The 21706-nt window shown below is 73.3% G+C and carries 12 protein-coding genes and 1 pseudogene; 2 read left to right on the top strand and 11 right to left on the bottom strand.

The features are described from left to right. Positions 1–17: 17 nt before the first annotated feature. The 8 genes and pseudogenes from EWH70_RS01640 to EWH70_RS01605 all read right to left on the bottom strand — a co-directional run bounded on the left by EWH70_RS01640 (position 18) and on the right by EWH70_RS01605 (position 14200). Complete coding sequence (locus EWH70_RS01640) at positions 18–785, bottom strand: MlaE family ABC transporter permease (protein ID WP_240686734.1); 768 nt, start codon at positions 783–785, stop codon at positions 18–20. Then, positions 782–1921, bottom strand: a complete 1140-nt coding sequence (locus tag EWH70_RS01635; protein ID WP_130473380.1) for a hypothetical protein — start codon at positions 1919–1921, stop codon at positions 782–784. The genes EWH70_RS01640 and EWH70_RS01635 overlap by 4 nt, the downstream gene beginning before the upstream one ends. A gap of 416 nt (positions 1922–2337) precedes the next feature. Next, positions 2338–3486, bottom strand: a complete 1149-nt coding sequence (locus EWH70_RS01630) for a glycosyltransferase (RefSeq protein ID WP_165436107.1) — start codon at positions 3484–3486, stop codon at positions 2338–2340. Beyond that, the gene (locus tag EWH70_RS01625) at positions 3483–4268 is read right to left on the bottom strand and encodes an alpha/beta fold hydrolase (RefSeq protein ID WP_205669011.1); all 786 of its coding nucleotides are present in this window, start codon (positions 4266–4268) and stop codon (positions 3483–3485) included. Before EWH70_RS01625 ends, EWH70_RS01630 begins: the two co-directional genes overlap by 4 nt. Continuing rightward, entirely contained in the window at positions 4268–4555 is a 288-nt protein-coding gene (locus EWH70_RS01620; RefSeq protein ID WP_240686733.1) for an acyl carrier protein, read from the bottom strand. Before EWH70_RS01620 ends, EWH70_RS01625 begins: the two co-directional genes overlap by 1 nt. A 1388-nt stretch (positions 4556–5943) precedes the next feature. Then, positions 5944–6921: pseudogene (locus EWH70_RS36675) on the bottom strand (acyltransferase domain-containing protein); the annotation flags it as partial. Beyond that, positions 6918–13418, bottom strand: a complete 6501-nt coding sequence (locus tag EWH70_RS01610) for a type I polyketide synthase (protein WP_130473376.1) — start codon at positions 13416–13418, stop codon at positions 6918–6920. The gene EWH70_RS01610 and the pseudogene EWH70_RS36675, both read right to left, overlap by 4 nt. Beyond that, on the bottom strand, positions 13415–14200 hold the full coding sequence (locus tag EWH70_RS01605) for an SDR family NAD(P)-dependent oxidoreductase (protein WP_240686732.1): 786 nt from the start codon (positions 14198–14200) through the stop codon (positions 13415–13417). The genes EWH70_RS01610 and EWH70_RS01605 overlap by 4 nt, the downstream gene beginning before the upstream one ends. 438 nt (positions 14201–14638) lie before the next feature. Here EWH70_RS01605 and EWH70_RS01600 point away from each other — a divergent pair, with 438 nt between their 5' ends. Both EWH70_RS01600 and EWH70_RS01595 read left to right on the top strand, forming a co-directional pair. Then, positions 14639–15943: a DUF6801 domain-containing protein gene (locus EWH70_RS01600; protein ID WP_130473374.1), complete on the top strand. Its 1305-nt coding sequence runs from the start codon at positions 14639–14641 to the stop codon at positions 15941–15943. Between the two features lie 467 nt (positions 15944–16410). After that, the gene (locus EWH70_RS01595) at positions 16411–18714 is read left to right on the top strand and encodes an ATP-binding protein (RefSeq protein WP_240686731.1); all 2304 of its coding nucleotides are present in this window, start codon (positions 16411–16413) and stop codon (positions 18712–18714) included. Here EWH70_RS01595 and EWH70_RS36445 read toward each other — a convergent pair. Genes EWH70_RS36445 through EWH70_RS01580 form a run of 3 tightly spaced genes read right to left on the bottom strand, consistent with a single transcriptional unit; the run spans position 18686 to position 21699 of the window. Beyond that, positions 18686–19951, bottom strand: coding sequence for a PucR family transcriptional regulator (locus EWH70_RS36445; protein ID WP_130473372.1), 1266 nt, complete (start codon positions 19949–19951; stop codon positions 18686–18688). The genes EWH70_RS01595 and EWH70_RS36445 overlap by 29 nt on opposite strands. A gap of 48 nt (positions 19952–19999) precedes the next feature. Further along, a complete protein-coding gene (locus EWH70_RS01585) occupies positions 20000–21112 on the bottom strand; it encodes an HTTM domain-containing protein (protein WP_130473371.1) in 1113 nt (370 codons plus the stop codon). After that, positions 21109–21699 (bottom strand): DUF5819 family protein, encoded by a 591-nt coding sequence (locus tag EWH70_RS01580; protein ID WP_130473370.1) that lies wholly within the window; start codon positions 21697–21699, stop codon positions 21109–21111. The genes EWH70_RS01585 and EWH70_RS01580 overlap by 4 nt, the downstream gene beginning before the upstream one ends. Positions 21700–21706: the final 7 nt, after the last annotated feature.

The following is a 21706-nucleotide window of genomic DNA, read 5'->3' as shown; positions in this document are numbered from 1 at the left end:
CGGCACGCGTGGTCACGTCAGGTTCCCTTCGGCGGCACGAATCGCAGGTACAGCACGGTGATCACGAGGTTGACGAAGAACAGCAGCAGGAACGTGATCACCACCGACTGGTTCACCACGTCACCGACGCCCTTGGGACCGCCTTTCGGGTTGAGGCCGCGGTAGGACGCGACCAGCCCGGCGATGAAGCCGAATATCAGCGCCTTGAGTTCGCTCACCCACAGGTCCGACGGCTGGGCGAGCGCGGAGAAGCTGGCCACGAACGCGCCCGGCGTGCCGTCCTGCAGGACGACGTTGAAGACGTACCCGCCGAGCACGCCGACGACGCTGACCAGGCCGTTGAGCAGCACCGCCGCGGCCATGGACGCGAGCACCCTCGGCACGACCAGCCGGTGCACCGGGGAGACGCCGAGCACCTCCATCGCGTCGATCTCCTCGCGGATGGTGCGGGATCCGAGGTCGGCGCAGATCGCGCAACCACCGGCGCCGGCCACGACGAGGGTGGTGACGATCGGGCTGGCCTGCTGGATGACGGCGAGGACGCTGGCGGCGCCGTTGAACGACTCGGCGCCGATCTGGGCGGTCAGCGAGCCGAGCTGCAACGTCAGCACGGCGCCGAACGGGATCGACACGAGCATGGCGGGCAGGATCGAGACGCTGGCGACGAACCAGAACTGCTGGACGAACTCGCGTAGCTGGAACGGGCGCCGGAACATCCCGGCCGTGACGTCGAGGCCGAGTGAGAACAGGCGGCCGAACTCGCGGGCCGGTGCCGTCACGTTCACGGCGCCCCCGGCGGCAGGGTGGTGAGGATGGAGTGCAGCTCGTTGCCCGGCCCGGAGACGAGGCCGGTGAACAGCCGGTCGAGGTTCTCCGCGGTGCCGCAACCGCCGTAGGACGGAATGGCGTAGCGCGCGCGGAACTCGCTCTTCGTCCCCGGCGGCCCGCCGATCCCGGCGATGACACCACGCATCGGGATCTCGGCGGGGGTCGCGGTGGCACACCTGTCGCCCACCCGCAGCGGTACCCCGTCCTGTTCGACGTCGCTGAGCTTGATGTCGAGCTTGATGATCATGTCGACCTCGACGCACAGACCATTGCACTGAACGCCGGGCGGCGTGACGATGCGGCCCTTGCCGGTCGCCTTGCCCCGCGGCAAGAAGGCGACGCGGCTGGTGGAGGGCATGAAGCGGAAGACGACGAAGTAGGCGTCGACGGGCGGCAGGTTCAGCTCGCCCTCCAGCCGGAGCGGCCAGCCGGGCTCCGGGCCGTCGAAGTAGGCCACCGCCTCGAAGCGGCCCGGTTCCAGGACGATGTCCGAGCCGAGTTTGGCGACGCGGGAGGTGCCCTCGACCTTGAGGCTGGTGCACACGGCACCCGGGCAGGCCTGTACTCGCGGTTCGGGTTTGGCGGCGATCCTGGCCAGTTCGCGGCGGGGTGCGTCGGCGGTGCACGGTCCGGCGGGCAGGACCGGGGTGAGGCCGGTGAGTTCGACGACGGCCTCGCTGCCGGGGCGGATCGGGACGGCGGGCAGCTCGCCGGTGAGGGTGACGTCCGGTTGCCTGATGTCCGTTGTGGACAGCCCGGTGGCCGCGACGTCCTGAGTGGACCCACCCTGGCGGACGGCGACGCGGACGTCGGCCGCCACTGTCGCGCCGGGACGCAGGGTGTCCATCGCCGGGGCGGGCAGGGTCAGCGTGACGCGCAGCTGGGCGGTGAAGTGCCCGGCGGCCTCGTCGGGGAAGACGGCGGTCAGCTCGGCGGGTACCTCGACCGGTCCGCCCGGCAGGTCGCAGGTGGCGACCCTCGGTTCGGTCACCGGGCCCCCGTGGGCGGGCAGCGACACCAGCAGGGCACCGGCGAGCACCGCCACGACGACGGCCACACACGCCGTCAGCCGGTATGGCAACGCTGCCTTCATGATGCGCCAATCTGCCGTTGTGCCAACGTTTTTCGGACGTTACTTACGGGTACGCCGAGGAACAACACCTTGCCGGCGCCGGGCCCGCGGGCACCGGATTTCTTGTCCGCCACGCCAACCCGGCGGCGGCGGTCTTGCTCATCCGCCGCCAAGCACGGGCCCGGCACGGCGACGTGGGTGGCGCCGAGCCCGGAAGTCGCGTACCCGAACGCAGAACTCACGATGTGGACGCCGGTTCTCACGTAGTGCCGGTGGCGTGCGTGAAGGTGGAGTTCGAGTGCGGGAGGGTGGGACTCGCGTGCACGAAGGTGGGACTCGCGGGGCCGCGGTGTGGGAGGCGTGTCCCACGGTATGAAATCAACGCTCGTGCACGCGAGTTCTCCGTTCCGGTACGCGAGTTCCACGCTCGCGCACGATCACCGCCCCGGACTTTGCCGGGACCCGACCTGGCGCCAAGCTCGTCGGCGGGACGGGAGCAGGCACTCCAGGTGATCCGCCGCCGCGACGGCTCCGCCCGCCCGGTCGAACGACACGCGCACCCGGTGCGCCGCCTCCCGGTAACCCGGGTCGGCGAGCACGGCGTCGACGGCACCGCCGATCCGCTCCGTCGTGGCGTGCCGGAACCGCAGCCGGACACCGGCGCCGGCGTTCACCACCTGCTCGGCGACCACCGGCTGGTCGTCGGTGATCGGCGCGACCACCAGCGGCACCCCGGCCGCGAGCGCCTCGCAGGTGGTGTTGTGCCCGGCGTGGCAGATCACCGCCGCCGCCCGCCGCAGCAACGCGGGCTGCGGCACCCACGGGTACACCAGGACCGTGCCCGGCGGATCGCGCACCACACCGTGCGGGTCGGCGACGACGGCCCGCAGGTGCGTGCGCGCCGCCAGCGCGGCGACGCACTCGCCGAGGAACCGCGCACCGCCACCGCTGACCGTGCCGAGCGTGACGTACACCAGCGGGTACCCCGGTTCCAGCCGCTCCCAGGGGAAACCGGCATCCTGCACCTCCCTCGGCACCGGCCCGACGTAGCGGACCGGGACACCGGCGTCGCTGCCGGTCAGCTCGGGGGTGGTGTACGCCAGCACCAGGTGCGGCGAGAACCTCGGGTCGCCGGGGACGCCGAGCGGGGCGAGCAGGCCGGTCAGCCACTCCCGGACCCGGGGCAGCCCGGCCAGCGGACCGGCCAGCTCACCGGAGGTAGTGGCCGACGTCGCCCACGGCAACCCGGCGGACGTGGCGACCACGGCCCCGGCCAGTGCCTGCTGGTCGACCACGAGCAGGTCCGGCCGGAAGTGGTCCACGGCGGCCCGCACCCCCGGCGTCATCGCCTCGGCCAGCGGCAGCAGCACCCGCTCCCACAGGTGGCGCAGGGCGGGAAAGCCGCTCAGCCCGTCCGGCCGGGGCGCCTGCCCGGGGACCGCGGCCGGGTAGGCGCCGGGCACCAGCCGCGGATCACCGCACCAGGCGACGGTGTACCCGCGCCGCCGCAGTTCGGCGCCCACCCCGAGGGTCGGGTTGACGTGCCCGGCGAACGGCGGCACGACGAACAGCACCCGCCCGGTCACCTCGCCCGGCTCTCCTGCTCGTTGACCCAGTCGACGACCAGGCGCCGCACCAGGCGGTGCCGCTCCACCAGCACCGAGTGGTTCTGGCCGGACACCACCTCCGTGCGGCAGTCGGGAAGCGCGGCCTGCAACGCCGTCAGGTCACCGCTCTGGAACCCCTCACTGCCCACGATGGACAGCACCGGGCACCTGATCCGCCGCAACCCGGCCACGTCGAGCAGCGGGCCGCGGGGCACGTCCGTGACGATGCTCGTCGACTGGATGATCATCCCGGCCGCCCGCGCCAGCCGGGCGTGGTGGCTGCCGTAGTTCTCCTCCAGCCAGGCCAGGTTCTCCTCGCTGAGCATGCCGTCGACCACCCCGCCCAGCGTGCGGGCCATGTTTTCGGCCCACGGCTCGGTCGGCGGCTCCGACTCGATCGACACGATGCTGCGCACCCGCTCGGGGTGGGCCGCGGCGAACGCGAACGCAACCGTCCCGCCGAAGCTGTTGCCGACCAGGTGCACCGGCCCGCCGATGCCGACGCCGTCGAGCAGCCCGGCGAGGTCGGCGACGAAGTCGCTGACCAGGTAGCCCGTCGCCGGTCGCTCGGTACGGCCGTGGGCCCGCAGGTCGTAGGTGAGCACCTCGATCCCGGCGTCGGACACCGGTGCGGCCAGCGTCAGGTAGAAGCTGGCCAGGCTGTCGTAGCCCAGCCCGTGCACGAAGACCGCGACCGGCGGCGCGGTCCGGTTCTTCGCCGGCATCCGCTGGTAGTGCGTGCGGATGCCGTTGACGACCATCACGCCCACTGCCGCACCCCACTCGTGGTGCTGGCCACGAAGTCCACCAGCATGCCGATGCGCAGGCCGATCACGTCGTCCATGTCCAGCTCGGCCAGGAACGCCGCCAGGTTGACCTCCGGCCCGTAGCGGTCCTCCAGCATCGACGCGAGCGTCACCAGGTCGATGCTCTCCAGGCCGAGGTCCTCGTGGAACGTGGTGTCCCTGCCGATGTCCAGGTCGACCCCGTAGGTTTCCAGCAGCGAGGACACCATCGCGCTGATCTCCGCAAGCACCGTGTCCGTCACGACGTCTCCTCCTGTCCGCGCACCCTGGCCACCACCTGGCCCGGCCCGCTCGTCACCTCGACCACCACGTCCGGCACCACCCGGCCGTGCCTGCCGGTCACCCGGTAGCCGCCGCCGGACCGCTCGGCACGCAGCTCGGCGGGGAACACCTCCCCGGCACCGCCGTCCCACAGCAGGCCGCGGACCGCGTCCTTGACGGCGATCAGCTCCAGCAGCACGCGGCCCCGCTCGGCGGGCGGACATCCGTCGAGCCACTCCCGCTCACCGGTACCGAGGTACTTGCGCAGGCACAGCTCCCGCACCGCGGCCGTGGCGAGCAGGTCGGCCGCCAGCACCCAGTCCGCACCGTCGCGTGTGGACAGCGTGCCGCGTCCGGCGCCGCGGTGCACCGACTGGACCCGCGGCCCGGCCGGGAACAGCACGTCGTGCCAGCCCTCGATGGTCACCAGCGTCCGGCCCCGCCGGGACAGCCGCGCGTCCGCCCGCACCAGAGAGTCGGTCACCTCGCCGAACCGGATCTCGCAGTCCACAGTGGACCCCGGCGCGGGTACCGGGTGGTGCCAGCGGATCCGGTCGATGCGCACCGGGAACGCGATGTAGCGCTCACCGTGGTACTCGACCAGCCAGTGACCGAGCAGGTGCCCGACACTGTCCAGCAGCGCACCCGGCGCGTCCAGCACGGTGAGCTCACCGCGGATCCCGCGTGCCGACACCGCGTGCGTCCGGGTCAGGCCCCGGAACGCCGGGCCGTGGAACAGCCACCCCTGGCTGTACAGCTCGCCCGCGGGCATCGACGGCGGCCGCTCCCCCACCATCTGCGGCCACGCGGCCGGCGGCCGCGGGTAGGCAGCGCCCAGGCTCACCACCGCGTCGGCGTGCTCGCCCAGCGACACGGCCAGCCGCCGGTCCAGCCGCTGCCGCACCGACAGCCGGACGCGCCGGCCCGGGCCCGGCTCCAGCCACTGCCGGAACCGGACGTCGGTGACCTCGGTGACCAGCCTGCCCGGGGCCGTGCGCAGGGCGGCGGCCGCGAGGTGTTCCACCATCGTCGTTCCCGGTACCACCGGCCTGCGGTCGGCCTCGTCGGGCCAGGACGCCCGCTGCTCGGCCAGGCAGTGGTCGAGCAGGTAGGGCATGGCCTCGGTGGACACCTCCAGCGACTCCTCGCTGTCGACGGTCACCACCGGTTCGCGGACCGCCTCCAGCACGGCCGCGACCGACGCCGCCGTCTCGGTGAGCAGCGCGGTGAACTCCGTGACGGCCGGGGAGATCCCGCCGCCCTCGGCCCACACCGCGGTGGTCAGCCTGCGCAGGGTGGCCAGGCCCGGCCGGTGCGGCGAGTTGGCGGCGATCACCAGGTGGTCGCGGCCGCGCAGGGTGTCCGCCACGAGCGAGCCGAGCTGGCCCGGTCCCATCTGGACGAACACGCGGATTCCCGACTCGTACATGGCCAGCACCAGCTCGCGGAACCGGACCGGTTCGACCAGGTGCCGCACACACAGTTCGCGTACCGCGGCCGGGTCGTCCGGGAACGGCCCGGCGGTGGTGGCCGACCACACCGGCACGGTCGCCGGCCGCATCGGCAGGCTCGGCACACCGGCCTCGAACGCGTCCAGGTAGGGCGCCAGCATCGGGGTGTGGAAGCCGGACCGGAACGGCAGCAGCTGGCAGATCACCCGCTCCGCCCGCAGCTGGTCGACCAGTGCCCGCAACTCCTCGGCGGGGCCGCAGACGACGGTCTGGCCGGGCGAGTTGTCGTGGGACAGCACGACGTCGCGCCGGGCGGCGAGCAGCGGGCCGACCCGTTGCGCGGGGCAGCCCAGCACCGCGAACTCGATGCCGGGCACCCGCAGGCCGTCGAGGTCTGCTCCGGCGACCATGGCGTCGAAGTCGGCGGCGGCCACGATCCCGCCGGCCACCATGGCCGCCCACTCGCCGACGCTGTGCCCGGCGACAGCGTCCGGCCGCACCCCCAGCGCCCGCACCGCGCGGTCCAGCAGCCGGGCGACACCGAGGACGGCGGCGGCGTGCCTGCCGACGCCGCGGGTCGACAGCTCGGGCACCTCGCCGCCGAGCACGGCGGCCACGTCGTCCACCCGGGGCGCGAACTCGGCTTCCAGTCCGGGGAACAGGAACGCGACCCGCCCGGCGGGCAGCAGCGGCCGCGGGCTGAACCAGATGTCGTCACGGCCCCGCCACGGCCGTCCCTGCCGGATCACCCGTTCGGCCAGCGCCAGCTTGCGCGGGGTCGGGTCGACGATGCCCAGCCGGACCGGCCCGTCGGTGCGGCCGCGGGCCGCCGGGTCGGCCAGGCTCGCGCCCAGCGCCGCCGTGTCCGGGGCGGCCAGCCGTAGCTCCCTGGTCATCGCGGCCACCCCGGTGCGGCGTAGACGAGCGAGCGCACCGCCGGGTCACCCCAGGCCAGCTCGCGCAGCAGCGCATCGACGCCGTCGGCCGGGTCGATCAGCGAGATGCCCCTGGTGGCGTAGGACCGGGCCAGTTCGGGGCTGACCATCCCGCCGTGCACGCCCTCCGGTGCCCACGGTCCCCAGTGGACGGTCAGTGCCCTGGCCCCGGTGGCCTCCGCCCACGCGGTGCCCAGCGAGTCGAGTGCGTCGTTGGCCGCGGCGTAGTCGGCCTGGCCTGCGTTGCCCAGAGTGGCGGCGATGCTGCCGAAGAAGACGGTGAACCGGGGCGCTTCCGGCAGCTCTGCGAGCAGCGCCCGGGCACCTTCCACCTTGGTGGCGTACACCCTGGCGAAGGTCGCCGGGTCCTTGCCAGCCACCAGTTTGTCGGCGATCACCCCGGCGGCGAACACGACGCCGTCGATCCGGCCGTGCTCGGCGTGGACCTGCTTGACCAGCCTGCGTACCGCGCCGCCGTCGGTGGCGTCGACGCACTGGTAGCCGACCCCGCCCAGCTCCCGTAGCCGCGCGACGGTCGCGGCCACCTCCCTGGCGGCCAGCACCTCCCGCGCCATGCGGTCCACCTGTACCGCCGTCTGGCCGCCGCGGGCGGCCAGCGCCGACCGCAGCGCGGGCAGGTCCGCTGCCGGGGCGATGTCCGGTGGCTCGGGCCCGTCGGGCAGCGGTGTGCGGCCGGCCAGCTCGATCCGGCAGCCGCTCGCGCGGGCCAGTGCGACCGCGACCCGGGCGGTGATGCCCCGGCCGCCGCCGACCAGCAGCACCACGGACTCGGGCGACAGGCCCAGTGCGGCGGCGTCGGGTGTTCCGGTCCCGGCCAGCGGAGCCGGGACGATCCGGGTGCTCAGCCGGGTGTCGCCGGCGACGGTGATCACCGGCTCGGTGCCGCGGGTCTGCAGCTCGGTCGCCACCGCGTGGGCGATCTCCCCGGCCGGCTGGTTCGGGTCGAGCCGGATCAGCCGGGTCTGCGTGTCCGGGTACTCGTGGGCCAGCGTCCGGAAGAAGCCGGGCAGGCCCAGCGCGGCGGTGCCCGCCGGGGGCGCGACGGCGGCACACCAGCGGGGCGCGCCGGCCAGGATCTCCCGGAACAGCGGGTAGGCCGCGGGCAGCACCGGGTCGTCGTGGTCCGCCATGGCGTGCAGCGACACCAGGCCCTGGACCGGCCCGTCCGCCCGGTCGCCGACGACGGCGAGCGCGCCTCGTGCCGACAGCTGTCCCGCGACCTCCTCGGCCAGCTCGGCCGGGCCGCCTGCGACCAGCACGGTCGCGCCGACCAGGGCGACCGGGTCGTACAGGCCGTCGGAGGCCTCGACCGGTTCGACCAGGAACCGGGTGGCGCTGGAGGTCGCCACCGGGGCCGGGTCGAGCACGGCGGCCATCGCGGCCGCGGTGCGGGCCGCCACCAGGTCGTCCACCCGGTCCCGGGCGCCGGGGTGCAACGTGGCCAGTTCCCCGGCGATCTCGGTGCGCTTGATGGAGTCGACGCTGAGCCCGGCTTCCAGGTCCAGGCCCGGCTCGATCATGTCCTCCGGGTAGCCGGTGCGCCGCGCGATGACGCCGACGACGGCGGCCAGCGGCGTGGTCGCCGGTACCGGTTCGGGTTCGGGCTCCGGTTCCGGCTCGATCACCACGGGTTCGGCGACGGTGGCGGGTTCCACCTCCACGGCGCCGAGGTAGCCGAGCATGATCTCACGCTGGTTCTGGATGAACTCCCTGCTGCCGCGCAGGAAGTCGGCCACCAGCTCGTCGCGGGTGGACCGCCGGGCCAGCGTCACCACCGGCCCGGCCGGGCGCAGGCCGCCGGGCAGGGGTTGGCCGTCGGCCGTGCGCACCAGCTGGCCGTCGACCGTCCAACCCGGACGCCGTGGCACCGGCACGCCGCGCAGGTCGGCCGCGTCGCGCCCGTCGAACAGCCAGCCGGTGGACAGCTCCACCCCGGCGACGGCCAGCCCGGCCGCCGCGTGCAGGAACCCGGGAATGCCCCGGCCTCGCCCTTCGACGGCGATCGCGGTGTGCGGTCTGCCGTCCAGGATCGCGCCGACCAGGTCGGTCAGCACGTGCCCGGGGCCCGCTTCGACGAACACCCGGACGCCGCTGTCGTACATGGCCTCGATCTGGTCGGCGAACCGCACCGGCGCACCGATCTGTGCGGCCAGCTCGGCCCGGATCTCGTCCGGGCGTACCGGGTACCGTCCGGCGGCCCGGTTCGTCCACACCGGACGATCGGGCGCGCGCAGCGGGGTGCCGGCCAGTGCCCGCGCGAACGCCTCGCCCGCGCCGCTGACCACCGGGCTGTGGAAGGCACACGCCACCCGCAGCGGCACCACGGCCAGCCCGGCCGCGCGCAACGCGGCGACGGCGGCCGCCAGCGGTTGCGCCGGTCCGGAGATCACCACCTGGCTGGGCGCGTTGTGGTTGGCCACGACCACCCGTCCGGCCAGTCCCGCCGCGGTCAGCTCCCGCTCGACCGCCGCGGGTGCGGCGGCCACGGCCGCCATCCCACCAGGGTCGGTTCCGGCGGCCGCGCGGATGGCTTCGGCCCTGGCGCTGCTCAGCTCCAGCAGCCGGTGCGGGTCGAGCACCCCGGCGGCGGCCAGCGCCACCAGTTCGCCGTAGCTGTGCCCGGCGTAGGCGTCGGCGACCACGCCGAGCCTGCCCAGCAGGTGGTGGACGGCGAGCCCGGTGACGCCGAGCGCGGGCTGCGCCGTCGTGGTGTCCCGCAGCCGCTCGGCCTGGCCGGCACGTGACTGCTCGTCGAACGCGTCGGGCGGGAACATCGCCGCCGCCGAGGGGGCCGCGGCGGCGAACCGGTGGAGTTCGGGGAAGGCGACCAGCAGCTCGGCGAGCATGCCCGGCCGCTGGCTGCCCTGACCGGGGAACAGCACCGCCACCGGGGCGGTCTCGGTGTCCCGCGCGAGGTACACCCCGCCGTCCGGGTCGGCCTGCCCGGCGGCCGCGGCCCGCAGCTGCCCGGCGAGCTGGTCCAGGTCGCGTGCCACCAGCGCGATCCGGACCGGTCCGGTGTCGGCGGCGGCCTGCGCGGCGGCGGTCCTGGCGTAGTCGCGCAGCCGCCACGGGTGTCCCTGCGCGGCGGCCTCGGTGAGCTTGGCGAGCAGTTCGCCCGCGCGCTGGGCCGCCGCCGCGCCGCGGAAGGTGAACAGTTCGGCCGGCCATTCGGACAGGCCCTGCCGGACGCAGCCGGCGGAGTCGTGTCCGGTGAGGACGGCGTGGAAGTTGGTGCCGCCGAAGCCGAACGCGCTCACCCCGGCTACCCGTGCGGTGGGTTCGGCCAGCCACGGGGCGGGCGCCGACCGGAACACGAACGGGTCCGCGCCGTCGCGCCAGGCCGGGTTGGGCTCGCTGACGTGTGCCGTCGGCGGCAGCGTGCCGGTGTACACGGCGAGCGCGGACTTGATCAGCCCGGCCATGCCCGCGGCGCACTTGGTGTGCCCGATCTGCGACTTCACCGACCCCAGCACGCAGGCCCCGGGGTCGGCTCCGGCCTCGGTGAACAGCGTGGTGAGCGTTTCCAGCTCGGTCCTGTCGCCGACGACCGTGCCGGTGCCGTGTGCCTCCAGCAACCCGACCTGCGCCGGGGACAGGCCGGCGACGCGGTAGGCCCGTTCCAGCGCGCGGCGCTGGCCCGACGCGTTGGGGGCGGTCAGCCCGAGCGCGCGCCCGTCGCTGCCGCTGCCGACACCCTTGAGCACGGCGTAGATCCGGTCACCGTCCCGTTCGGCGTCGGCGAGCCGTTTGAGCACCACGCAGGCGACGCCCTCGCCCAGCGCGATGCCGTCGGCCGAGGCGTCGAACGGTTTGCAGGACCCGGTCGGCGACAACGCGCCGACCGAGGCGAACAGCAGGTAGTCCTCGATGCCGTTGTGCAGGTCGGCGCCGCCGCAGAGCACGACGTCGGCCGCGCCGGCCCCGAGTTCCTTGCAGGCGGCGTCCAGTGCGGCCAGCGACGAGCCGCACGCGGCGTCGATGGCGTAGCTGGCGCCGCCCAGGTCGAGCCGGTTGGCGATGCGGCCGGCGATGACGTTGGTCAGCCTGCCGGGGAAGGAGTCCTCGGTCAGCCGGGGCAGCCGCTCGTCCAGTTCGGGCGGCAGCTCGCCGAGGTGGGCGGGCAGCGTGATGCGCAGGTTGGTGGCGTTGGCCAGGTCGCTGTAGGCCTCCGCGCCGAACACCACCGCGGTGCGCGCGCGGTCGAAGCCGCCGTCGGCGTACCCGGCGTCGGCCAGCGCCCGCCGCGCGGTCTCCAGTGCCAGCAGCTGGACGGGCTCGATCGCGGTGAGCGCGTTCGGCGGAATGCCGTACCGCAGCGCGTCGAACGGGATCTCGGGCAGGAAACCGCCCCATTTGGACGGTGTCCGGGAGGTGTCACCGGGGTCGTCGCCGAAGTACAGGCCCGGGTCCCACCGGGTGTGCGGCACCTCGCGGATGGCGTCGACGTTGCCCAGGACGTTGGCCCAGTAGCCGGCCAGGTCGGTGGCGCCGGGGAACAGGCAGGACATGCCGACCACCGCGATGTCCAGTGGCCGCGCGGGGTTCTCGGCTGGCTCGGTACGGCGCCGGGGCGCCCGCCACCGGGCGGCGCCCTCGGTGACCTCGGTGTGCAACTGCCGGATGGTGGTGACCTCGTCCCGCAGCAGCGCGGCCTGCCCGGCCATGAACAGGCCCTCGTCGAGCTGGGCCTGCTCGCCGACCTCGACCAGCTCGTCACCGTCGCGGCGCAGGCCCTTGCTCGCCACCCGCAGCCTGCCGACGTTGAGCTGTTCCAGGCGCTGCCAGACGTCCCGCTCGGCATGGCCGTCGGCGCGCAGCGCGGCGGCGGTGGCGGCGAAGGTCTCGGTGAACGGGCTGGGCACGCAGCGGGTGGCGTGGCCGGGCGCGGTCTCCAGCAGCTCGGTGCGTTCGGCCGCCAGCACCTGGCGCTGGAACGCCGGGCCGACCGCGCCGTGCGCGACCGCCTCCTCCGTGCACAGGTAGGCCGTGCCCATCAGCACGCCGACACCGACCCCTCGCCGTGCCAGGGGTTCGGCGAGCGCGGCGACCATCGCGGCGGAGCGGGCGTCGTGGATGCCGCCCGCGAACAGCACGTGCACGTCGTCGGCGCGGCCACCGGCGGCGAGGAACTCCTCCAGGACACCGACCTGGCACTCCCACAGCGAGAAGCTGGTCCGCGGGCCGACGTGCCCGCCGCACTCGGAGCCCTCGAAGACGAACTTGCGGGCACCAGCGGCGAGGAACTGGCCGAGCAGGCCCGGCGACGGGACGTGCAGGAACGTGGCGATCCCCGCCTCTTCCAGTGTCCTGGCCTGGTCCGGGCGGCCACCGGCGATGAGGGCCGCGGGCGGGCGGACCTGCCTGATGGCGTCGAACTGCGCCGCCCGCACCTCCGGTGGCGCGAACCCGAGCAGGCCCGCGCCCCACGGCCGCCCGGCCAGTGCGGCCGCGGTGTCGTCGAGCAGCCGCCGGGTCTGCTCGCCGGAGGCCAGTGCCAGCGCGACGAACGGCAGTCCGCCGTACTCGGCGACCGACGCCGCGAACGCGGGCTGGTCGCTCACCCTGGTCATCGGTCCCTGCGCGACCGGCAGCGCGGTGCCGAACCGCCTGGCGAGCCGGTTTCCCTTGTCCAGTACCGGTTCGCTGCCCCGGTCGGCGATGGCGGCGAGCACCGCGCGGACGGCGCGGGCCACCGTCGCGTAGCGCTGGGTGAACCGGCCGGCGAGGAAGGTGTCCTGGCCGACGGGCAGCGGAGCGCGGCCGTGCCGGGTCAGCGTCCGCACGCCGCCGGTGACCGTGCTCTCGGTGCCGTCACTGCCGGCGATGGTCTCCCTGACCTCGTCCGGCAGGCCCGATTCGGGAAGCAGGGCGAGCTGGGTGTCCAGCACGACGCCGGCCGCTCCCCCGGCGACCGCGGCCGCCGCGGTGTGCGGGCCGATGCCGCCGCACACCCAGACCGGGTACGGCTCGACCGCGGTGGCGGCGTCGGCGAGCACCTGCTGCAGGAGGACGAACGAGCCCAGCTCGCTGACCCGCCCGCCCGCCTCGTTGCCGCGCACCACCACGCCGTCGGCACCGAGGTCCATGGCCAGGCGGGCCTGCCGGGCCGACGTCACCTCGACCAGCACGCAACAGCGGTTCGGGATATCGGCGATCTGCCAGGGCGCGTCCCAGTCCAGCAGCACCACATCGATCCGGCCGGCGTGGTCGTGTGCCTCCTCTGCGGTCAGTCCGCAGTCGACCGGAACCCGGACGCCGATCGCGTTCCCGCGGGCGCGCTCGGCCGCCGTGGCGAGCGCTCCACGCGCCCCCGGGCCGCCGGAACCGAGGTCCAGCACACCGATTCCGCCGGACAGGCTGACCGCGACCGCGGCCGCCGCGGACGGGGTCACGCCGAGGACCAGCTCGGGGCGCTCGTCGTCGTGGCCGGTCATCGGTTCACCCGCCGCTGCTGCTCGGTGATCCACGCGTCGGGGTCGGCCGCGCGCCGCATGCTCATCTCGGCCACCTCCGGGTGCGGCAGGATCAGGAACCGTTCCTCCTCCAGCCCGGCGACCGCCGCCTCGGCGACGTCGCCCGGTTCCAGCAGCGGGGCGGTGCTGGTGACGACCCGGGCGGCGACATGCCCGGTGCGGACCCCGGCCATCAGCAGGTCGGTGCGCACGCCCAGCGGGCACAGCGCGCTCACCCGCACGCCGGCCGCCTGGTAGGCACCGGCCAGCCACTCGGCGACGCCGACCGCGGCGTGCTTGGTCACCGAGTAGGGCGCGTCGCCGGGCAGGCCGAGCAGGCCGGCGGCGGAGGCGGTGATCAGCAGGTACCCCTCGTGGCGACGCACCATGCGGGGCAGCACGGCCTGCGCCAGGTAGACGTGGGCGAGCACGTTGATCGCCCAGGTGCGCGACCACACCTGGGCGGGGGCGTGGATGCCCTGCCCGGTCGCCACGCCGGCGTTGGAGCACACCAGGTCCAGCGGGCCGAAGGCGTTCTCCGCGGCCGTGACCAGTTCGCGTACCTGGTCGGGTTCGGCGACGTCGGTGCACATCTCGACGACCTCGACGCCGAGTTCGCGGACGTCGGCGGCGGTGCGCCGGACCCCCACCTCGTCGATGTCGGCCACCACGATTCCGCGTGGCTGCTCAGCGGCGAACCGCAATGCCATTGCCGCGCCTATTCCGCGACCAGCCCCGGTGACCAGGACCGCTTTGTCCTGCATTTTCACGTGACTCCTCACCGACGAAGAGATTCGCCGCCGAACTGGCGATCAACAGATGAAGTTAGTAACGAATCCACAGCAGAGTCAAGAATGCCCCGACGCTTACGCGGGGCGTGACACAATTCGCGCCACGGCGTCGTACGAACGCGAGCAATGTCGATGGAACAGCAGGTCATCGGCCCTGGATGCCAAAGCGCGGGCCAGCTGAATGAAGACCGGTGACAACTTTTCACGCGAATATCTTTCAGGCCTTGCGCCCACTTGCCCGGCCGCGTACCCGCTGGCTAACTTACTGAGCGGTAGCGAAACTCTGAACAACGCTCCCTACCATCCGGAGAATTCGCATTCGAAAGTTCCGCGAATTCGTATCACCGTTGATACCACGGAAGGATGATCGTGAAACACCCACGAGGTTCCAAGAGACTGGCCCGGGGGCTCATGGCGGCTGGCTCCGCCGGGGTCGTCGCGGCCGGTCTGTTGCTCACCAGCGGCATCGGTTCGGCCGAGCCGCACAAGCTGACACTGAAGATGGACTGCGAGTTCCCGCTGATCCTGACCCAGACCGTCAGCGTCGAGATCAACGCCGATTTCCCGAGCACCATCCCGGTCAACACGCTCACTCCCGAGTTCAAGATCGACACGGTCGCGAACGCGGGTGCGACGGCGACCAACGGCCTGCGTGCCGTGCAGGCGGCGAAGATCTCCGGCAAGGCGATCGCCAAGGCGCACCTGAAGGCGCCCGGCCTCGACCTGCCGCTGGAGATCGAGGCCACCGTGCCGGAACAGCCTGTTCCGGCACAGAACCAGCCGCTGGTGCTCAAGGCGTCGGCCACCGCTCCGGCGGTGTCGTTCCCGCAGCCGGGGACCGCGACCATCCTGGTCAACGACATCCAGCTGAAGGAACTGCACCCGAAGAAGGCCGACGGGACCGACACCGGCCTCGGCGTGTTCGACGCCCCGTGCAAGCAGCACGACGGCCAGAACCACGTCCTGGGCACGGTCGAGGTGACCGACGGCGGCGGTGACCCCGCAGGTGACCCGGCCGGCGATCCTGCCGGTGACCCCGCTGGCGACCCGGCAGGCGACCCCGCTGGCGACCCGGCAGGCGACCCGGCCGGTGACCCTGCAGGCGATCCCGCGGGTGACCCCGCTGGCGACCCGGCCGGTGATCCGGCTGGCGACCCGGCGGGTGACCCGGCTGGTGACCCCGCGGGCGGTCCGGGTAACCCGATCGAGTACGGGTTCAACCTGGCCGGCTCGTCGTTCATCAAGACCCCGAACGGCACCGTGAAGCTCACCGGCGGAATCGACGCCAAGTACGACCTCGCGACCGGCAAGTTCGACGCGGATCTGAAGCTCGACCCGACCACCGGCGAGTTCAAGATCATGAACTTCCTGCCGACCACCGCGAGCATCGAGTTCACCCCGGAGGGCAGGACCACCGGGACCCTGATCGACGGCCAGCTGAAGTCCACCTCCGCGGAGTGGATCACGCTGACGTCGGTGAAGGCGTTCGGCTTCCCCATCGGCGGCGGCGCCGAGTGCCGGACGGTCGAGCCCGCGAAGATCAGCCTCGCCTCGAAGCCCGGCTTCGACCCGCTCGCCGGTGGCAAGCTCACCGGCGGGTACGACCTGCCCGGCGTGAAGGGCTGCGGTTTCCTCAACGACTGGATCAGCATGTTCACCGCTGGTCCCGGCAACACCGTCGACGTCGACCTGACGCCGAAGAAGGCAACCAGCTGATCCGCTCCATCCGGAGGGGCCCCATGCTCGCCATGGGGCCCCTTGCTCATGAACGGGCGCCCAAGCACGTGAAGGCCACCGTCACCACGTCTCGCGTCAGGGCCCCGGCGAAGTCGGTCGCCGGGCGTGAGCGAGGGGGCTTTACGGGCGAAGAAGGGTAGTAAAGCTCCCTTGCTGCCTTACGGGTGTGGCTGGTGGGGCTGCCGTGGCCCGCGATGCCAGCGGGACACCTGGGAGCGCGTGAAGGCCGAGTTCCTGTCGCCAGACGTGGTGAAGGTGGCCTTCACGTGCTTGGGGCCTTCACCGGCACGGGAACGGCGTAGCGTGACCAGTCTCGTCACTCGATCTAGCCTGGAATGCACACAGCGTCACTCGAATTAACGAAATCATGATCCGATTAGTCCAAGCGGTGGTACGCAGTTTGCGCCACAATGATCACCCTACTCGGACAGGTGGGTGATGCCGGAGTGCGTGCAGCGGGGGCCACACACGACGTGTTACCGGCCGAGGTGACGACCTACGTCGGCCGGCGGGCGGAACTGTCCGAGCTGCGCAGGTTGCTCGGCGTCTCGCCGGTCGTCACCCTCACCGGCCCGGGCGGCGTGGGCAAGACCCGGCTGGCGCAGCGCGCGGCCGCCGCCGTGCGGGCCGCGTTCCCCGGCGGGCTCGCCTTCGTCGAACTCGCCGACCTGCGCGAACCCCAGCTCCTCGTCGACACGGTCGCGCAGCGGCTCGGCCTCGGCGACCGGGCCGCCCGCCCGCGTATCGACGTGCTCGTCGACCACCTGCGTGGCAGACGGCTGCTGCTGGTGCTCGACAACTGCGAGCATCTCGTCGCCGCCTGCGCCCAGTTCGTCAGCACGCTGACCACCTCGTGCCCGGACCTGGTCGTGCTCGCCACCAGCCGCCAGTCCCTGGCCGTCGCCGGTGAGCACGTCCTGCCGGTGCCGCCACTGACCGTCGAGGGCAGCTCGCCCGCACTGCTGGCGCAGTCCGACGCCGTGCGGCTGTTCGTCGACCGGGCCACCGCCGTGGTGCCCTCGTTCCGACTGACCGAGGACAACACCGCCGACGTCGCCCGGCTCTGCCGCGCCCTGGACGGACTCCCGCTGGCCATCGAGCTGGCGGCGGTCCGGCTCCGGTCGCTGTCGGTCGGCCAGCTCGCCGACCGGCTGGACAAGCGATTCACCCTGCTCACCACCGGCGGATCCCGCGGGCCGAGCAGGCACGGGACGCTGCGCTCGCTGGTCGACTGGAGCCACGAGCTGTGCACCGAGCAGGAGCGGCTGCTGTGGGCACGCGCGTCGGTGTTCTCCGGCACGTTCGACCTCGACGCCGCCGAGGCGGTCTGCTCGGGCGACGGCCTGGACACGGCCTCCGTGCTCGACGTGATCGACCGGCTGCTGGACAAGTCCATCCTGCACCGCGACGACGTCGAAGGCGTGGCCCGCTACCGGATGCTGGAGACCATGCGGCAGTACGGCGCCCAGCGCCTGCGGGCCGCCGGCGACACCGAGCACTACCGGCGGCGGCACCGCGACTGGTTCTTCGAGCTGACCCGGCGGTTCGAGGCGGAGTGGATCAGCCCCGCCCAGGTCACCTGGATCAGCAGGCTGCGCCGGGAACACGCCAACCTGCGGGTGGCACTCGAGTTCTGCGCCACCGCGCCGGACGAGGCCGCGGTGGGCCTGCGGGGCCTGCCCCCGTTCAAGGAGTACTGGATCATCACCGGCCTCACCGAGGGACGGCTGTGGCTGGACAAGCTGCTCGGCGTCACCGGCGAGGACACCCCGAGCCGCGCCCACGTCCTGTGGATCTACGCGTTCTACGCCCTCGTACAGGGTGACCTGCCCGCCATGGAACGCGCGCTGGCCGCGGCGACGGAGACCGCCGACCGCGACGGCGACGAGAGCGCGCTGGCCTACGTCGACCACGTGCGCGCCTACGCGGCGCTCATCGGCAACGACATGGCCACCGCGGCGACGTTGTTCGAAACGGCGATCCGCTCGTTCCGCGAGCAGGGCGACCGTCCCGGCGAACTGTGGTCGACCTTCAACCACGGGCTGGCGCTGAGCCTGTCCGGCCACTACGAGCGGGGCCGCCGGATCCTGCGCGACAGCATCGCCACGCTCGCCGCCAACGGGGAGCTGTTCTGGCGGTCGTGGGCACTGTGGTCGCTCAGCGCCGCGGAGTACCTGCACGGCGACATCGCCGACGCCACCGGCGACGCACTGGAGATGCTGCGCCTGCAACGGCAGGTCCACGACAAGGTCATCCTGGCGTTCGGCCTGACCGTGCTGGCCGGCTGCGCGACCCGCAGCGACGAGCCACGCCGCGCGGCCCGGCTGCTGGGCGCGGCGACGACGGTCTGGCAGACGCTGGGGGCCACGCCCAACAACTACGCGGCGTTCGTCGAACCACGCAACCGCGACGTCGACACCGTCACCGGCCAGCTCGGGGTCGAGGACGCGGCCGCCGAGTTCCTCGCAGGCACCGGACTGTCCACAGAGGACGCCGTCGCCTACGCGCTCGGCGAGGTGCCCGCCGAGCCGGACGCCGCGGTGCCGTTCCGCAGCCCGCTGACCAAGCGGGAGACGCAGATCGCCGAACTGGTGGCGATGGGCATGACCAACCGGGAGATCGCGGAGCGGCTGGTCATCTCGCGGCGCACGGCCGAGACCCACGTCGACCACATCCTCGGCAAGCTCGGCTACACCAACCGGGCCCAGATCGCGGCCTGGTTCACCGATCGGCACACCCCGCCCGCATGAGCCGGGCACGCACGGCGACCTCCAGCTCGAACCGGTGCTGCGGGTCGTCCAGCGACGAGCCCAGCACCTCCTCCAGCTTGTGCATCCGGTACCGGACGGTCTGCGCGTGCACCTGGAGCCGGTCGGCGACCGCCGCCACCCGGCCCCGGCTGGCCAGCCACTCGTGCAGCGTCACCAGCAACCGTTCCTGCTGCGCCTCGGCGAGCGTGTCCAGCGGCGCCAGATGCCGGTCCACCAGCGTGTCGATCAGCATCTCGTCGGCGAACAGCGCGAGCGGGAGCTGGTGATCGGCGCAGTCGACGACCGGAAGCGCCGGGATCACCCCGCGGTCGGCCAGGTCGAGCGCGCGGCGGGCCACGCGCAGCGACGACGGGCACTCCTCCAAGGGCACCACCGGTCCGACGGCGGCCCGCCAGCCCGGCAGGCTCGCGGCGACGCCCGCGGCGTCCAGCCGGTCCCCCGGCGCCACCAGGCACGGCGCCTGCCCGGACAGGTCGGCCAGCACCGCCGACGGCAGCGCGGCGGCGGCCCCCCGGTCGTCCGGTGCGCGCAGGGCGACCACGGTGACCGTCGCCGGCAGCGGCCAGTTCGCCAGCCTCGCGGCGTCGGCGAGTGCGCGGCCACCGGCCGGTGCCTCCGCGGTCAGCAGGTGCAGTAGCTGGGCACGCCGGGCATCCAGGCCGTCGGCGGCCTCGGCGCGTGCCGCCGCGTACCCCTCCGCGCAGTGCAGGGCCAGCTCGTCGAACCGCGCGGCGACGGTGTCGGCGCAGCCCCGCGTCCACTCCGCCGACGCGCCCCGCGACCGCAGGAACTCCCACAGCCGCCGCCCGGCGAGCCCGCCCGCGATCCGGAACGCCTCCTGCACCGCGTCGAGCGACCGGCCGTCGGCGAACTCCACCGAGCCGAGCCCGCGGACCACGCCGGACCAGTCCTCCCGCGCGACGGTGGGGTCGACGAGGGCGTCCACCCCGTGTTCCAGCACGGCACGGACGGCCCCGGCCGCGACCTTGCCGAACGGGCCGTCCAGCACGTCGCGGTACTCGGCGACGGCCCGCCGCACGCCGGCGACGACCTCGGCGGCCACCTGGTCGGCGTGACCGCGGAAAGCCAGCACCAGCTCGCGGTGCCCGGGACGCAGTCCCACCGTGCCGTCACCCGTTCGCTGCCGGGGAGGCCGCGGCACCGGCATCACCGGCGCCACGACCTCGCTCAGCCGACTCCACTGTCGAACCACCATCTGCAGCTCCCGATCAGAAAACCCACCCAGGGCCACCCAGCATGGCGATCAAGGAACCGGTCCCGCGTCCGGAGAACTACGTATGCCACTACGTAGGGGGAGCCGCGCCACCCTGGCCACGGTCTCCCCTGCCCGGCGCAGCACGCTGGTCGGCGCGAACACCAGGTCGACCGCGATCACGGCGAGCGAGAAGAACGGCAGGCCCAGCAGCAGCGCGATGCCGAGGTGCTCGGCGATCAGGCACACCAGCAGCACGTTCTTCACCCTGCGGTTGACCAGACTGAACGGGAAAGCCAGCTGGACGGCCATGGTGGCGTAGGTCAGCACGAGCACCACGACGGCGTGAGCGGACAGCAGCTCGGACACCGCTGGCAGCACGGCGAAGTCGTCGATCCGCAGCGAGAAGTACACGGCGGTGCCGTCGGCCCAGCGGGTGCCCTGGGTCTTGAGCAGCCCGGCGGTCAGGTACAGCAGGCAGATCTGCGCCATGATCACCAGCAGCGCGGCGTTGTGGGTCAGGTTGGCGATCGCGTCCAGCACGGCCCGCTCACGCTGCCTGCGCCTGCTCGCCCACCACAGCGCCTGGACCAGCCAGGCGCCCCAGAACGCCACCGCCCAGCCGGCCGTGAGGTGACCGGTGACGGTGGCCGCCAGCAGTCCGGCCCCCGTGGCACCCCACAGCGGGTACCCGGCCGCGCCGTCGCGGCCCCGGCGCGCGTCCAGCGACCAAACCTGCCCGCAGCGGGTGAACGTCAGGTAGATCGCCACCAGGTGCAGGATGTTGTCGCCGCCGTTGTTGACCAGGCTGTTGCGGTTCTGCAGCGACAGCACTCCGATCAGGAACAGGATCGCGGCGGTCCGCGTCCGCCAGCCCAGCAGCAGCGCCACGCTGGCGGCGATGGCGAACAGGTAACAGGCCTCGAACCAGACCGCGCCGTCCGACCAGAGCAGCACGCTGAACGCGCCGGAGCGTGCGGTGGCCCGCTGCGCCAGCTCCCAGCTGAACGGCCCGTCCGGGCCGAACAGCTCGTGGCGGTTGGGCCATTCTCTGATCAGGTACGCCAGCCAGGTGCCGGCGACGCCGATCCGCACGGCCGCCGTCTGGTAGGCGCCCAGCGCCGTGCCGGTGACCCGGTCGTAGAGACCGGCGAGGCGGCTCACGGCCGGTCCGCAGGCGTCACGGGCCACCACGGCAGCTCCCGGTGGGTGGGCCCGGCCGCCTGGCCCGCCGAACGCCACGGCGGATCCGGCACCGGCGTGGTGACCAGCCTCAGCTGCACCCGGACCGCCGCCGGGTCCAGCCGAGTGAGCGCGATCCGCCGCAGCAGCGCCTCGGCGATCAGGCCGTTCTCGCCCAGCGCCACCTCCCGCCGGTCGTGGGTCTGCACGTAGCGGCGCCACGCCTTGCGCAACTGGTCGCGGGTGTCGCTGGGCAGCGGGTTGCCCCTGGTCCGCTCGTGGTCGACGGCGGACAGGTCGGTCCAGCCGGTCCGCCGCGTCGAGCCGCCGGCATCCGGGACCTCCGCGCGGGCGTGCACGGCGGTGTTGACGTGCGGCGGCTCGGGGGCGAACAGGTTCCAGTTCTGCACGAACTCCGGCGACATGTACTCGTGGATGGCATCGCCGTACCGGTCGCTGAGCACGTTGTCCGGCGCGAGGTAGAGCGCGGTCAGTCCGATGTGGACAGCCGCGGCGGCGGCGAGCACCGCCGCCGCGGCGCCCACGACGGCCCGCGCGATGCGTTCCACGGCGTGC

Origin of the sequence: Amycolatopsis suaedae, assembly GCF_004214935.1 — a bacterium.
Lineage (GTDB): Bacteria > Actinomycetota > Actinomycetes > Mycobacteriales > Pseudonocardiaceae > Amycolatopsis > Amycolatopsis suaedae.
This window is presented reverse-complemented; position numbering and strand designations above follow the sequence as displayed.